12 protein-coding genes are annotated in these 14,138 nt (G+C 61.1%); 3 read left to right on the forward strand and 9 right to left on the reverse strand.

Going from position 1 to position 14,138, the window contains the following annotated elements:
- The first annotated feature begins 6 nt into the window (after nucleotides 1-6).
- Nucleotides 7-579, forward strand: a complete 573-nt coding sequence (locus tag HX815_RS17675; protein ID WP_087692463.1) for a HupE/UreJ family protein — start codon at nucleotides 7-9, stop codon at nucleotides 577-579.
- Between the two features lie 182 nt (nucleotides 580-761).
- Complete coding sequence (locus HX815_RS17680; RefSeq protein ID WP_177028642.1) at nucleotides 762-1,892, forward strand: AGE family epimerase/isomerase; 1,131 nt, start codon at nucleotides 762-764, stop codon at nucleotides 1,890-1,892.
- On the opposite strand, the gene HX815_RS17685 is transcribed toward HX815_RS17680, so the two are convergent.
- From HX815_RS17685 to HX815_RS17725, 9 genes are all read right to left on the reverse strand, one after another.
- Nucleotides 1,864-2,769, reverse strand: a complete 906-nt coding sequence (locus HX815_RS17685) for a cation diffusion facilitator family transporter (protein WP_003217435.1) — start codon at nucleotides 2,767-2,769, stop codon at nucleotides 1,864-1,866. The two genes, HX815_RS17680 and HX815_RS17685, sit on opposite strands and share 29 nt — an antisense overlap.
- A gap of 221 nt (nucleotides 2,770-2,990) precedes the next feature.
- The gene (locus HX815_RS17690) at nucleotides 2,991-3,758 is read right to left on the reverse strand and encodes an SDR family oxidoreductase (RefSeq protein ID WP_008439080.1); all 768 of its coding nucleotides are present in this window, start codon (nucleotides 3,756-3,758) and stop codon (nucleotides 2,991-2,993) included.
- A gap of 824 nt (nucleotides 3,759-4,582) precedes the next feature.
- Nucleotides 4,583-5,299 (reverse strand): ABC transporter ATP-binding protein, encoded by a 717-nt coding sequence (locus HX815_RS17695; RefSeq protein WP_003217439.1) that lies wholly within the window; start codon nucleotides 5,297-5,299, stop codon nucleotides 4,583-4,585.
- Nucleotides 5,296-6,171, reverse strand: a complete 876-nt coding sequence (locus tag HX815_RS17700; protein WP_003217442.1) for an ABC transporter ATP-binding protein — start codon at nucleotides 6,169-6,171, stop codon at nucleotides 5,296-5,298. Before HX815_RS17700 ends, HX815_RS17695 begins: the two co-directional genes overlap by 4 nt.
- Nucleotides 6,168-7,445: a high-affinity branched-chain amino acid ABC transporter permease LivM gene (gene livM, locus HX815_RS17705; RefSeq protein ID WP_003217445.1), complete on the reverse strand. Its 1,278-nt coding sequence runs from the start codon at nucleotides 7,443-7,445 to the stop codon at nucleotides 6,168-6,170. Before livM ends, HX815_RS17700 begins: the two co-directional genes overlap by 4 nt.
- 2 nt (nucleotides 7,446-7,447) lie before the next feature.
- Complete coding sequence (locus HX815_RS17710; protein WP_003217447.1) at nucleotides 7,448-8,362, reverse strand: branched-chain amino acid ABC transporter permease; 915 nt, start codon at nucleotides 8,360-8,362, stop codon at nucleotides 7,448-7,450.
- Between the two features lie 253 nt (nucleotides 8,363-8,615).
- Nucleotides 8,616-9,752, reverse strand: a complete 1,137-nt coding sequence (locus HX815_RS17715) for a branched-chain amino acid ABC transporter substrate-binding protein (protein WP_003217449.1) — start codon at nucleotides 9,750-9,752, stop codon at nucleotides 8,616-8,618.
- 376 nt (nucleotides 9,753-10,128) lie between these two features.
- Nucleotides 10,129-11,412: an FAD-binding oxidoreductase gene (locus tag HX815_RS17720; RefSeq protein WP_087692468.1), complete on the reverse strand. Its 1,284-nt coding sequence runs from the start codon at nucleotides 11,410-11,412 to the stop codon at nucleotides 10,129-10,131.
- 170 nt (nucleotides 11,413-11,582) lie between these two features.
- Entirely contained in the window at nucleotides 11,583-13,073 is a 1,491-nt protein-coding gene (locus HX815_RS17725) for an aldehyde dehydrogenase family protein (RefSeq protein ID WP_003217452.1), read from the reverse strand.
- 154 nt (nucleotides 13,074-13,227) lie between these two features.
- On the opposite strand from HX815_RS17725, the gene HX815_RS17730 reads away from it, so the two are divergent.
- Nucleotides 13,228-14,124 (forward strand): LysR family transcriptional regulator, encoded by an 897-nt coding sequence (locus tag HX815_RS17730; protein WP_177028643.1) that lies wholly within the window; start codon nucleotides 13,228-13,230, stop codon nucleotides 14,122-14,124.
- Nucleotides 14,125-14,138 lie beyond the last annotated feature (14 nt).

Raw genomic sequence — 14,138 nt, forward strand, 5'->3', positions numbered from 1 at the left:
CTGTCCATGCGCCTCAATACACTTCTCGCTGCCGCAGCCTTGCTGCTCACTCCCGCCCTCGCCTTCGCCCACCCCGGCCATGGCGACAACGGCCTGGTAGCCGGTATCAGCCACCCGCTGGGCGGCATCGACCACTTGCTGGCAATGGTCGCCGTGGGCCTGTGGGCCGCTCAACAAAAAGGCTCGGCGCGCTGGGCGCTGCCGTGCACGTTTGTCGGCACCATGCTGATCGGCGGGATGCTGGGCTTTGAAGGGCTGGAACTGCCGGCGCTGGAAAGCGGGATTGCCGCGTCGGTGCTGGCGCTGGGCCTGGCGGTAGCGCTGGCGGTGCGGCCGCCGTTGTTCGTGGCGGTGGCGGCGACGGCGCTGTTTGCACTGTTCCATGGCGTGGCCCATGGTTTGGAGCTGCCGGACATGTCCAGCCCTTGGGCGTATGCCATAGGGTTTGTGGGTGCGACGGCGGTTTTGCATGCTGCCGGTTATGCCGTGGTGCGTTTCCTGCCGGCGGCGGCTGCGCCGTTGGTGCGGGTGGCGGGTGCGGCTTCGGCGGCGACCGGGGTTTGGTTGCTCGCTGCCTGATTTTCGGTGCTCCTGAGGGCCTCTTCGCGAGCAAGCCCGCTCCCACAGTCGACTGCATTCCAACAATGGAACTCGATCGAATGTGGGAGCGGGCTTGCTCGCGAAGGCGGCAGTAAAGACAACACCGATCCCAAGCCTGATACCATGTCGCGCAAACACCCCTGCCGTGACGACGCCAGCCGATGCCCATCGCTCCAAGCTCCGCCCTCAAGCCTCAATTGACCGCCGTGTTGACGCACTTCCACGACCTGATCGTGCCGCTCTGGCAAGGCCCGGGCTGGAATGCCGACCTGGCGCTGCCCTATGAGGCCCTGGACGCCGATCATCGGCCTTTGCCCCCGCAACGCTATCGCGCCATGGCCTGCGCACGGCAGTTGTACCTGTTTGCCAGCCTGATCGGTGAACCCGGCGCAGCCTTTGCCGAGGAGCGCGCCGCCGCGTTGTTCCGTTCCCTGCAACGGCACTTCCACGACGCCGAGCACGGCGGCTGGTTCTACAGCATCGACGCCCACGGCAAGCCGCTGGATAAGCGCAAGGACCTCTACACCCACGCCTTCATCATCTTCGCCTGCGCCCACTATTGGGCCAAGGTACGTGAATCGCTGGTGGAATCGGTACTCGACGCCGCCCTGGAAGTGGTCGCCGAACGCTTCGCCACCGGCGACGGCCTGTACGAAGCGGTGCTGGAACGTAACTGGTCATCCCTGAAGTCTGGCCCTCTGCAAAACCCGCTGATGCACCTTGCCGAAGGTTTCCTCGCCACGCTGGCCGTGCGGGAGGACGCCGTCACCCAAGACGCGTTGCTGGACCTGGCCAACGCCATGCAGAAGCGCTTCATCGACCGCCAACACGGGGTGATGATGGAAAAACCGCTGGGCGCTGTGGATAACTGGTTTGAACCGGGGCATCAGTTCGAATGGTTCTTCCTGCTGGAATCTTCGGACCTGTTGCGCGGCACACCGCTGCACACATCGCTGAACAAAGCGTTCACCTATGCCGAGCAAAAGGGTGTGGATAACCTGACTGGTGCGGTCAGCGGCATGCTCGCCCTGGACGGCAGCGTGCGCGACGGCACCCAACGCATCTGGGCCCAGGCCGAATACCTGCGGGCGCTGACCTTGCGGCCTGACAGCGAAGCCGTGCTGCAACGCCAATTGCTGGCGCTGCAACAACGCTTCCTGCACGACAAAGGCTGGAATGAGTGCCTGGATGCCAATGGGCACGTGAGCCGGCGGGACATGCCGTCGACCACGCCTTACCACTTGGCGACGTGCTACCTGGGCCTTACGCAATCCATTTGCGGTCCCCGGTAAAACTGATCGTCAGCCAGCGGGCCGCGTCGGGCTTGCCCAACCCTGTGGATATTTCTTCGCGCAGCCCGTCCAGGGTGGCGACGTTATCCACCGGGTAATCCGCCGGCAGCACCACATGAATCTCGATAAACCGCGCCCGCCCGTGCTTCTGCACATAGGACACGTAATCATCGAAACCATGCCTGGCCTGGGCCGCATCCATCACTTCGCGCACTTTTCCGTCCAGTTGGTCCGGCACAATCCCCAACACGTCGCGTAGCGCCGGGCGCAGGATCTTGAAGGCCGGCGCCAGCATGCTCAACGCCAGCAGGATCAGGATCAACGGGTCGACATACACCGCCCACTGCCCATAGCCCTGGGACTTGAGCAACAGCGCCGCCAGGAAGCTCACCAGCAGCCCCACCGACAGCATCGCGTCCACCAACCAACTGATGTTGTCGAACTGGATCAGCGACGACTTGAGCGTGCGATTGCGGTAACGCACGTAGAAGAAATAGGCGAACTCGACGACGGTAAACACCGCCGCATAGATGATCACCAGGCCCAACTCGATATCGCGCCCGCCATTGATAATGCCGAACACGCCGTTGAGAAACGCGTAGATGGCGATCAACAGCAAAAAGCTGCCCTCGATCAGCAGCACCATGGGTTCCAGGTGCCAGTAGCCGAACTGGAAACGTTCGTTGCTTTTCTTGGCGATCAGCTTGGCCGTGATCAGCATCAGCACCTTGATGGCGGTGGCGATCAGCGAGAAAAAGCCGTCGAATAAAATCGATTGGGCGCCCGACACCACCCCTGTGACAATCCCGGCGATCGCCACGGCGAACATCAGGATGGTCGATTGTTTGAGCAGCGACTGCTCACCTCGGTTACTCACATATCCTCCTGTCAAAACCTTTGAACCGCACAGCGCGGCGGGGTTTTCAGGGGTGGAGTGTACCTTATGTCCTGTTTTGGCCGATTTGCCGCATATTCAAGCCTGACAAAACCCTGTGGCGAGGGAGCTTGCTCCCGCTGGGGCGCGGAGCGGCCCTGGCTTTTTTGGGGCCGCTTCGCAGCCCAGCGGGAGCAAGCTCCCTCGCCACAACAGCTCGACGCTTAGGCCTTGGCGCCACGCTCAATCGCAAACCCGGCCCAGGTCTGGCTCACTGGCATCAGCTCCAGGCGGTTGATGTTCACGTGTGCCGGGGTGTTAAGCACCCAGAAGATCGTATCCGCAATGTCCTGCGGCTGGATCGGCTCGGCACCGGCATAAGTCGCGTCATAACGCGCCTGGTCACCGGCAAAGCGCACCAGCGAGAACTCACTCTCACACAGGCCCGGCTCGATGTTGGTCACGCGCACGCCGGTGCCCTGCAGGTCGCAACGCAGGTTCAGCGAGAACTGTTTGACGAAGGCCTTGGTGCCGCCATACACGTGGCTGCCCGGGTACGGGTAGCTGCCGGCAATGGAACCGAGGTTGATGATGCCGGCGCCACGGCCATGGGCGATCAGGCGCGGCAACAGCAGGCTGGTGGTGGTCAGCAGACCCTTGATGTTGGTGTCGACCATGGTTTCCCAATCGTCGAGGCTGCACTTCGGCGCAGGGTCGGTGCCCACCGCCAGGCCGGCGTTGTTGATCAGCCCGCGCAGCGTGGCAAAGGACGGCGGCAGGTTGGCGATCGCCTCTTCCATGGCCTTGCGGTCACGCACGTCCACCACCAGGCCGAGCACTTCGGTCTGCTTGGAAAGCTCGGCGCACAGGGCGTTCAAGCGCTCTGCGCGGCGGCCGGTGAGCACCAGTTTCCAGCCGGCTTCGGCAAAACGGCGGGCACAGGCTTCGCCAAAACCGGAGGTCGCGCCAGTAATAAACAGCGTATCGGACATGGTGTTCTCCTTGCGGGGCTACGAGGTAAAAAATCAGCCAGCAGAATGCCCGGCTGCCGGGCTGGCGGCAACTGATACACGCTGTGGACACAGGTGAATGCCGCTCATGCTGTACGAAATTCAACCAATCGCCCGAAAGCCATACAGGCCGTGGCGTGCAGCCATGTGCGCGCACCTTATCCACAGCCCCGTCCACAGTCTTTGGGGGCAAGTACAAAAGCTGAAAGCCGCGCTACACAAGGCTTTCAGCGCGATTCAAAAAGTTTTTTGCTTGACCTTGCGCAGCCCGTATGTAGCCCGGTTCAAAACGGTGCAACCAGGGCGATGGCTCCAGGCCAGTCATTCCGGCCTCTGCGGCACTCTTTCCAGAGTTTAGTCACAGACTTATCCACAGGCCGGAGTGACATATTCCGGTCATATACCTGTGTCTTTAAACAGGTTGACAAACCCCTCGGGTGGTCACGAAAAACTCACTGATCAATAAACAACCACCACGCTGAAAGCCACGAAAACAAAGGCCTCCAGCCAGCTACTCCCACGTTACCCACAGCCGGTTCCACAGTGCTTGGGGACAAGTCAAAACTGTGACAAAACAGGGATTTGCGGCGGCTATATGTCGCGCTTTGGCAGGTGCCCGGATTTGTTGTCCACAATTTCAGGAAAGCCTGCAGGCGACGCAAAAAAATGTGGGAGCGGGCTTTGTGTGGGAGCGGGCTTGCTCGCGAAAGCGGCGTATCAGTCAATGCAAATGTGACTGACCCACCGTCTTCGCGAGCAAGCCCGCTCCCACACAAGCCCGCTCCCACATTGGACCTGCGAACGACTTAATGCCCGCCGAGGTAGGCGTTACGCACCTCCTCATTCACCAGCAGCTCCTTGCCGGTGCCGGTAAGGCGAATCTCGCCGTTGACCATCACGTACGCCCGGTCCGACAAGCGCAACGCATGGTTGGCGTTCTGCTCCACCAGGAAGATGGTCATGCCGGTAGACGCCAGCTCCCGCAGCGTGGAAAAGATCTGCTTCACCACGATCGGCGCCAGCCCCAGGCTCGGCTCGTCCAGCAGCAACAGCTTGGGCCGGCTCATCAGTGCGCGGGCGATGGCAAGCATCTGCTGTTCACCACCGGACATGGTCATCGCCCGCTGGTTGCGCCGCTCCTTGAGACGCGGGAATAGCTCGAACATGCGCTGCATGTCTTCGGTGGCGAACTTGTCGCCAATCGGGATGGTGCCCATCAGCAGGTTTTCCTCGACGGTCATGTCGGGGAACACCCGCCGCCCTTCCGGCGACTGCGCAATGCCATTGGAGGCGATGTAGTGGGACGATTTGTGGGTAATGTCGACGCCGCGGTAGATGATCTGCCCGGACTCGGCCCGTGGCTGGCCAAAGATCGACATCAGCAGCGTGGATTTACCCGCGCCGTTGGAGCCGATCAGGCTCACGGTTTCGCCTTCGTTGATGTGCAGCGAAACTTTCTTCAGGGCCTGGATCGGGCCGTAGAACACGTCCAGGTCTTTCAGTTCGAGGATTGGCTCACTCATACCAGCTCCTCTTCGTCAGCGCCCAGATAAGCCGCGATCACCTTCGGATCATTGCGGATCGCTTCCGGCCCGCCCTCGGCAATCACGTTGCCGTGGTCCAGCACCACGATGTGGTCGGAAATACTCATCACCATGCCCATGTCGTGTTCGATCAGCACCACCGTCAGGTCGTGCTCGTCCCGCAGCAGGCGAATCATCGCGCTGAGGGCTTCGGTTTCCTGGGGGTTGAGGCCGGCGGCCGGTTCGTCGAGGCAAATAATCTGCGGCCGGGTGCACATGGCACGGGCGATTTCCAGGCGGCGCTGCTGGCCGTAGGACAGCTCGCCGGCCAGGCGGTTGGCGCAGTCCACCAGGTCCACCACTTCCAGCCAGTAGAACGCATGGTCGAGGGCGTCGCTTTCAGCCTTGCGGTAGCCCTTGGTATTGAGGATGCCCGCGAGCATGTTGCGGTTGACCCACATGTGCTGGGCCACCAGCAGGTTCTCCACCACCGACATTTCCTTGAACAGGCGAATGTTCTGGAAGGTGCGCGCCAAACCCGCCCGGTTCACCAGGTGAGTGCCGCCGAACATCTTGTAGAACACCCGGCTGACGAAGCTTTTCGGCGAGACAAAGTCGGTGGCCTTGAAGCGCTCGCCCAGCAGTTGGATCACGTTGGTCTGCTTGCCGCGCACATTGAGTTCGATCTTGCCGCCGGAGGCTTTGTAGAAACCGGTCAGGCAGTTGAACACGGTGGTCTTGCCGGCACCGTTGGGACCGATCAGGGCGAAGATCGAGTTGCGCTTGACCTTGAGACTTACGTCGCTCAAGGCCTTGATGCCACCAAAGTGCATCATCAGGTGTTCCACGGAAAGAACGACTTCCTTGCTCATGGCGCCACTCCTTTACGCGGGACAACACCGGTACGGCTGATACGAATCAGGCCTCGTGGTCGCCAGATCATCATCACCACCATCAACACGCCGAAGAGCAGCACGCGGTACTCGGAGAAGCTGCGCAGCAGCTCCGGCGCCACCGTCAGCACGAACGCGGCAATCACCACGCCGACGGTCGAGCCCATGCCGCCCAATACCACGATGGCGAGGATCAGCGCCGACTCGAAGAAGGTGAACGACGACGGGTTGACGAAGCCCTGATAGCTGGCGAAAAACACCCCGGCCAGACCGGCAGTGGACGCGCCGATGGTGAACGCCGAGAGCTTCACCAGCACGTGGTTGAGGCCCATGGAACGGCAGGCGATTTCGTCTTCGCGCAAGGCTTCCCACGCGCGGCCCACCGGCATGCGGGTCAGGCGGTGCTTGATGTACAGCACCAGCAGCACCACCAGGAACAGCACGATGTAGATGAACAGGAATTTGATGTTGGGGTTGTAGTCGATGCCGAAGAACTCGTGGAACGGCACCCCGCCATCCTTCGCCTTGCGCACGAACTCCAGGCCGAAAAACGTTGGCGACGGCACCGGCATGCCGTTCGGGCCACCGGTAAACGACAGCCAGTTATTCAGCACCAGGCGGATGATTTCACCGAAGCCCAGGGTCACGATCGCCAGGTAATCGCCGTGCATTCGCAGCACCGGAAACCCGAGTATGCACCCCGCCAGCGCCGCACAAATCGCCGCCAGCGGCAGCACCGACCAGAAGCCCAGGCCGAGGTACTGGTAACCCAGCGCCAGGCCATAGGCGCCGATGGCGTAGAACGCCACGTAACCCAGGTCGAGCAGCCCGGCCAGGCCGACCACGATGTTCAGGCCAAGGCCCAGCAACACGTAGATCAACCCGAGGATCACCACGGTCAGCAGGTATTTGTTGGCAAAGAACGGGAACACGATAGCAATCACGATCAACGCCGGGATGATCCAGCGCAGGCGCGACTTGTAGTCCGGCTTGAGTACATGCACACCGGAGCCGGTGCTTTCAAACCCTTGCAGAATCCGCAGGCCCCTTGGGGTTTGCAGGAACAGGCTCATGGCGAACCGGCCGACCATCACGATGGCCACCAGGATGCCGACACGCGCCGGTTGCAGGTTGAAGCTGTAGCCGTCGAGGACCACGCCGACGATCGGACCGAACACGATCAGCGAAATCAGCCCGGCGAGTACCGCATCGACGACACTTTTCTTGATATCGATAGAGTAGGCAGCAGACATAGTTATACCTTCGCCACGAGTGGGCGACCGAGCAGGCCCTGGGGACGGAAAATCAGGATCACCACCAGCAGGGAGAAACTGAACACGTCTTTGTAGTCAGAGTTGATCAACCCCGAGAACAGCGACTCGGAAATACCCAGGATGATCCCGCCCAGCATGGCCCCAGGCAGGGAGCCGATGCCGCCGAGTACCGCTGCGGTAAATGCCTTGATGCCGATGATGAAGCCGGCATAGAAGTCGAACGTGCCGTAGTTCAGGGTGATCAGCACACCGGCCAGCGCGGCCATGGCGGCACCAATCACGAATACGTAGGAGATGACCCGGTCGGTGTTGATACCGAGGATCGACGCCATCTTGCGGTCTTGCTGGGTAGCGCGGCACATGCGGCCGAGCTTGGTGTACTTGATGATGTAGGTCAGCAGGCCCATGCCGACGAACGCGGCCACCAGGATGAACACCTTGGTGTAGGTCAATTGCACGAAGCCGGTGCCGATATCGACTCTCCAGGCGCCGGCCAGCAGCGTCGGGATGCCTTGTTGCTTGGCGCCCTGGGCGATCTGCGCGTAGTTCTGCAGGATCAGCGAAATACCGATGGCGCTGATCAGCGGTGCCAGTCGGGTGGAGTTGCGCAGCGGTTTGTAGGCGACACGCTCGATGACCCAGCCGTAGACGCCGGTGACGACGACGGTGAAGATCAGGGTGCCAAGGATGAGCAGCGGGAAGGATTCGATGCCGAAGTAAGCCAGCAGTGCCAGACTGATCGCCGCGAGGTAAGCGGAAATCATATAAACCTCGCCATGGGCGAAGTTGATCATGCCAATGATGCCATAGACCATTGTGTAGCCGATGGCGATCAAGCCATAGACCGACCCGAGGGTCAGCCCATTGACCAGTTGCTGCAGGAAAATACCATCCATAACGCAATCTCACGCAGTGAGAGCCTGCACACCTGTGGGTGTGCGGATCTTCTAGGAGGAAAAGACAGACACAAAAGGGGCTGGCAACCAAGTCCCCGTGTGGGAGCTGGCGTGTATGGGCGCCGGGCTTGCCCGCGATAGCGACACCTCGGAATGTCAGTCAACCCGAGGTGACGCTATCGCAGGCAAGCCAGCCCCCACAAAAGCCCGGTTCCCACAGGGTCAAGTGGCGTCTAACCCATCGCGCTAACTATTACTTCTGCTTTTCCAGCTGGTGATACTTGCCGTCCTTGTCCCACTGGTAAACCACATAGTCGGAGATTTTCAGGTCGCCCTTGGCGTCCCAGTTCTTCTCGCCCATGACGGTTTTGACCGGGTGGGATTTCAGCCATTTGGCTGCGTCTTCGCCCTTGTCGGACTTGGCGCCATTGAAACCGGCGGCCAGGGCCTGGATCGAGGCGTAGGCGTACAGGGTGTAGCCTTCAGGCTCGGTGCCATTTTTGCGGAACTCTTCCACCACGGTCTTGCTGTCTGGCAGCAGGCGTGGGTCGGCGCCGAAGGTCATGTACACGCCATCCACATACTGTGCACCACCGGCGGTGGCCACCAGTTCGTCGGTCACCACGCCGTCGTCGGACATGAACTTGACGTCTTTCAGGCCGGCTTCACGAATCTGCCGAACCAGTGGGCCGGCTTCAGGGTGCAGGCCGCCGAAGTACACGACGTCAGCACCGGTGGAGCGGATCTTGGTGACCAGGGCGCTGAAATCTTTCTCGCCACGGGTCAGGCCTTCTTCCAGCACCGGCTTCACACCGCGCTTGGTCAACTGCGCCGCAGTGGCGTCGGCCAGGCCTTTGCCGTAGGTGTCCTTGTCGTTGATAACGGCAACTTTCTTGCCCTTGAGCACGTCGACGATGTAGTCGCCGGCCACGATGCCTTGCTGATCGTCACGACCACACATGCGGAACACGGCCGACAGGCCACGCTCGGTAACCTGCGGGTTGGTTGAGCCCGGGGTGATCATGATCACGCCCGCATCGGCATACACCTCGGAGGCAGGGATAGTGTTCGACGAGCAGAAGTGCCCGACCACGCCAATCACTTTGTCCTGGTCAACCAAGCGGTTGGCCACGGCCACGGCCTGCTTGGGTTCGCAGGCGTCATCGCCGGCCACCAGCTTGATCTGCTCGCCGTTGATGCCGCCGGCCTTGTTGATGACATCGGCTGCCGCCTGGGCACCTTTCATGTACTGCTCACCAAATGCCGCGTTGGCGCCGGTCATCGGCCCCGCTACGCCAATCTTCACATCAGCTTGAGCAAACGCAGAAACACCCAGCGCCGCAGCAACGGCGAGGGCTAGAAAACCTTTCTTGTAAAACGTCTGGGACATGAGTGGTGCTCCGAGGTTTTTGTTGAATTGGCACTGCAGCTTCACTTCAAAAACTTTCGGAGAAAGCCCAGAGCAAGCGTCGTGCCATTACGTTTTTATTATTCAAAAAGACACGGTGTCATTGTTATTGCAGGTTTTTGGGCGCCTTTTGATTGGACGTGCAACCGTCTATCTCAACCAGGTGCAACCATTGGACCTATAAAGTGCAACCCGACCAATCAAGCACTGCAACCCGGCCACTAAACGGCCACCCTTAAACATGTAACAGCGTGCGTAACGGAAGTGCACATTTACAGTGCGTTACTGCTACGACTCGCACCAATACAGATTAGTAGCCGGCTAAGAAAATGCAGGCTTCTGAGGGGTATTTCGTTGATCAGATCACGATCCGCAGGCATTGGCCCGCGTGATACAGCGAGAATCCCGCCTCGTACAAACAGCTGCGCAGGCCCACACCGGCCAACGGCTGCATCGGCGCAAAGGGGATCGGCAGTGCCTGTGGATCCTGGTGACACAGATAATCCGCGAAGGCTTTGCCCACGACACTGCCGGTCGTCACCCCGCGCCCGTTATAACCGGTGACCGCCACCAGCCCGGGCGCCGGCTCGAACAGGCGCATCAAGTGGTCCGGGGTGAACGCGATGCAACCGGTCCAGGTGCACTCCCACTGCACCGGTTTGAGGTACGGGAAGTAGTGCTGTTGCACCCGATCGGCCCAGGCCTTGAGGAACCACGCGGGTTTCTGGTTGCCGTTGCCCAGGCTGCCGAGCAGCAGGCGGCCTTCGGCGTCGCGGCGGATGCTGCTGAGTACCTGGCGAGTGTCCCAGGAGCCTTGGCCGCCGGGCAGGATTTGTTGGGCGGCGTCGTCGGTCAGAGGGGCCGACGCCACCTGATAGTAATAACCGGGGAAGAAGTTGCGGCGCAGTTCGGTCCACTCGCCTTCGGTGTAGGCGTTCGAAGCGATCACCACCTGTTCAGCCTGCACCGAGCCTTGGGCAGTCTGCACTGACCAGTGCTGGCCCTGGCGTTCCAGTTGGGTGACTGGGGAGTGATCGAACAACTGTCCGCCGAGCCCGACGGCGGCATTGGCCAAACCACTGGTGTAGGCCATCGGGTTCAAGGTGCCGGCCCGCCGGTCGAGCAAGGCGGCGGCGATCTTTTTGGTACCGGTGGCTTGTTCGCATGCAGCGCCGGTCAACAGCTCCACCGGTGCGCCACGACGCTTCCATTGTTCTTCACGGCTGCGCAAATCCGCCTCGCCACGGGCGTTGTGCGCCATGTGCAAGGTGCCCTCGCGACGCAGTTGGCAGTCGATGTTGTATTTGTCGATCAGGCTGAACACCAGGGACGGTGCCGCGCCGAGCATGCGGTTGAGCTGGCTGCCCACCGCGGTACCAAAACCGGCTTCGATCTCGTCCGGGGGAATCCACATCCCTGCATTGACCAGCCCTACGTTGCGCCCCGAACCACCGTGGCCGGTGCGATGGGCCTCGAGTACGGCGACACTTTTTCCTTGTTCCAGCAAGTGTATGGCTGCCGACAAACCGGTGATGCCGGCGCCGATCACGCACACATCCACTTTTACCTCGCCCTTGAGCGCGGCACGATCCGGCCGGCCAGGAGTGAGTTGTTCCCACAAGCATGCTTCGCGTAATGCCATTGCCAGACTCCGATGAGACCTAACAAACCACTTTTCCGAATTGTAAATACGGTCAAATGTGGGAGCGGGCTTGCTCGCGAAAGCGGTGGATCAGATAAGCATTCGTTGACTGACACACCGCTTTCGCGAGCAAGCCCGCTCCCACATTGACCTCACTCCGACTTGAGGTATCAGTCGAAGGTAATGCCCTGGGCCAGCGGCAGTTCCAGCGAGTAGTTCACGGTATTGGTCTGGCGACGCATGTACCCGCGCCATGCATCCGAGCCCGACTCACGCCCGCCACCGGTCTCTTTCTCACCGCCAAACGCGCCACCAATCTCCGCGCCGCTCGGGCCGATGTTGACGTTGGCGATCCCGCAGTCACTGCCTACCGCCGACATGAACTGCTCGGCCTCGCGCACGTCAGTGGTAAAGATGCACGAAGACAGGCCTTGTGGCACCGCATTGTTCAGGCGCAGCGCTTCAGCGAAATCGGTATAGCCGACCACATACAGAATCGGCGCGAACGTCTCGGTGCACACCACATCACTCTGCTCCGGCATTTCCACGATGGCCGGCGACACGTAGTAAGCGTTGGGGAACGTGTCTTCCAACTGACGCTTGCCGCCAAACACCCGGCCGCCTTCGCTCAAGGCTTGCTCCAGGGCATCCTGCATGTTTTCGAAGCTGTGCTTGTCGATCAGCGGGCCGATCAGGTTGCCTTCCAGCGGATGGCCGATGCGCACTTTGGAATACGCAGCCTTGAGGCGGGTGACGATTTCCTCCTTCACCGACTCATGGGCGATCAAGCGGCGCAGGCTGGTGCAGCGCTGCCCGGCGGTACCGACGGCGCTGAACAGGATGGCGCGCACGGCCATGTCCAGGTCGGCGCTTGGGCCGAGGATCATCGCGTTGTTGCCGCCCAGTTCGAGAATGCTGCGGGCAAAACGTGCAGCGACTTTCGGCGCTACTTCGCGGCCCATGCGGGTGCTGCCGGTGGCGCTGATCAGCGCAACACGCGGGTCATCCACCAGTGCGGCGCCGGCATCGCGGCCACCGATGATCACCTGGCTGAGGTACGGCGGCGCATCGCTGAAGTTCTTCAGTACGCGCTCGAACAGTGCCTGGCAGGCCAGGGCGGTAAGCGGGGTTTTTTCCGACGGTTTCCAGATCACTGCGTTGCCGCACACCAGCGCCAGCGCGGTGTTCCACGCCCATACGGCGACCGGGAAGTTGAAGGCGCTGATCACGCCAACCACGCCCAGCGGGTGCCAGGTTTCACGCATGTGGTGGCCCGGACGCTCGGAGGCGATGGTCAAGCCGTACAACTGGCGCGACAGGCCGACGGCGAAGTCGCAGATGTCGATCATTTCCTGCACTTCACCCAAACCTTCCTGGGTGATCTTGCCGGCTTCCCACGACACCAGCTCGCCGAGGTCGGCCTTGTACTCGCGCAACACGTCGCCGAACTGGCGCACCAGCTCACCACGACGCGGGGCCGGCACCTTGCGCCAGGCCTCGAATGCATGCTCGGCGCGACTGACCTGCTGCTCCACCTCGGCGGCGCCTTCCCAGTGCACACTGGCAATCCGGCTGCCATCAATGGGCGAATGCACGGGTTGTTTACCCGACTGGTACAGCGCCGGGTTTACCCCGAGACGATCAAGCAATGCGGCAACCATGGGTCACTCCTTCAATCCACAAACAGAAATTTGCGCCGCCAGCGGTCGCGGCGATCCAGACCTTATTTGTAGCTGGCCCAAGACTTGCCAACAAACGACGATTAGGCGAGATATCATTCCGTTTATTCATGCTAAGAACAAAAAGAGGCGTGCCGTGCTGAATAAAAGACATTTGCCCTCGATCACCGCCCTGCAGTGCTTCGAAGCGGTCACCCGCCACCTGAGTTTTACCCGCGCCGCCGAAGAGCTGAACCTCACCCAGAGCGCTGTCAGCAAACAGGTCGCGCAGCTGGAAGAACTGTTGCAGCACCTGCTGTTTCGCCGGGTGCGCCGCCGCTTGCAGATGACCCCGGCGGGCGATCTGTACCTGGTGGAAGTGCGCAAGATCCTCACCCAGGTGGAGATGTCCACCCATTACCTGCGCTCCTACGGCGGCGAGACTGAAGTGCTGCGGGTGTCCACGCCCTACACCTTCGGCGCCCGCTGGCTGGTGCCGCGCCTCAAGGGCTGGCGACTGCGCCATCCGCAGATTCACCTGGACCTGTGCAACGAACAGGAGCCCGACGAGCTGCTGCAAGGCAAGGCCGACCTGGCCTTCTACTTTGGCCAGGGCTCACGGCCCGGCACCGAGAGCCTCAAGCTGTTCAGCGAAGAACTGGTGCCCGTGTGCTCACCCGACAGCCTGCCCGCCCAAGCATTTACCGACCCCACGCAACTGAGCGAACTGGTGTTGCTGCAAAACGCCTCGCGCCCGCAAGGCTGGCACGACTGGTTCGCCGCCCAGGGTCATCACACCGAGCACAGCTACCATGGGCCGCGCTTCGAGACCTTTTATATGTGCATTCGCGCCGCACAGGTTGGCTGCGGTGTGGCGCTGCTGCCCAGGTTTCTGGTGGAAGAAGAGCTCGCCGAAGGCAAGCTGGTGATCCCCTGGCAGCATGCGATGCCGAGCCAGGATGCCTATTACCTGGCCTACCCCGAGCACTCGGCTGAAGTGCCCAAGGTGCGGGATTTTGTGAAGTGGATGATGGAGCGGGTTGAGTCTGATTGACCTTTTTTGCCTGC

Origin of the sequence: Pseudomonas sp. E6002 (assembly GCF_013385565.1) — a bacterium.
GTDB lineage: Bacteria > Pseudomonadota > Gammaproteobacteria > Pseudomonadales > Pseudomonadaceae > Aquipseudomonas.

What these genes read in the sequence shown, in the direction of transcription:
- HX815_RS17690 (WP_008439080.1), bottom strand. Translation starts at nt 3,758, where the DNA reads ATGTCCGATACGCTGTTTATTACTGGCGCGACCTCCGGTTTTGGCGAA.
- HX815_RS17720 (WP_087692468.1), bottom strand. Translation starts at nt 11,412, where the DNA reads ATGGCATTACGCGAAGCATGCTTGTGGGAACAACTCACTCCTGGCCGG.
- HX815_RS17715 (WP_003217449.1), bottom strand. Translation starts at nt 9,752, where the DNA reads ATGTCCCAGACGTTTTACAAGAAAGGTTTTCTAGCCCTCGCCGTTGCT.
- HX815_RS17700 (WP_003217442.1), bottom strand. Translation starts at nt 6,171, where the DNA reads ATGAGCAAGGAAGTCGTTCTTTCCGTGGAACACCTGATGATGCACTTT.
- HX815_RS17695 (WP_003217439.1), bottom strand. Translation starts at nt 5,299, where the DNA reads ATGAGTGAGCCAATCCTCGAACTGAAAGACCTGGACGTGTTCTACGGC.
- HX815_RS17675 (WP_087692463.1), top strand. Translation starts at nt 7, where the DNA reads ATGCGCCTCAATACACTTCTCGCTGCCGCAGCCTTGCTGCTCACTCCC.
- HX815_RS17725 (WP_003217452.1), bottom strand. Translation starts at nt 13,073, where the DNA reads ATGGTTGCCGCATTGCTTGATCGTCTCGGGGTAAACCCGGCGCTGTAC.
- HX815_RS17680 (WP_177028642.1), top strand. Translation starts at nt 762, where the DNA reads ATGCCCATCGCTCCAAGCTCCGCCCTCAAGCCTCAATTGACCGCCGTG.
- livM (WP_003217445.1), bottom strand. Translation starts at nt 7,445, where the DNA reads ATGTCTGCTGCCTACTCTATCGATATCAAGAAAAGTGTCGTCGATGCG.
- HX815_RS17710 (WP_003217447.1), bottom strand. Translation starts at nt 8,362, where the DNA reads ATGGATGGTATTTTCCTGCAGCAACTGGTCAATGGGCTGACCCTCGGG.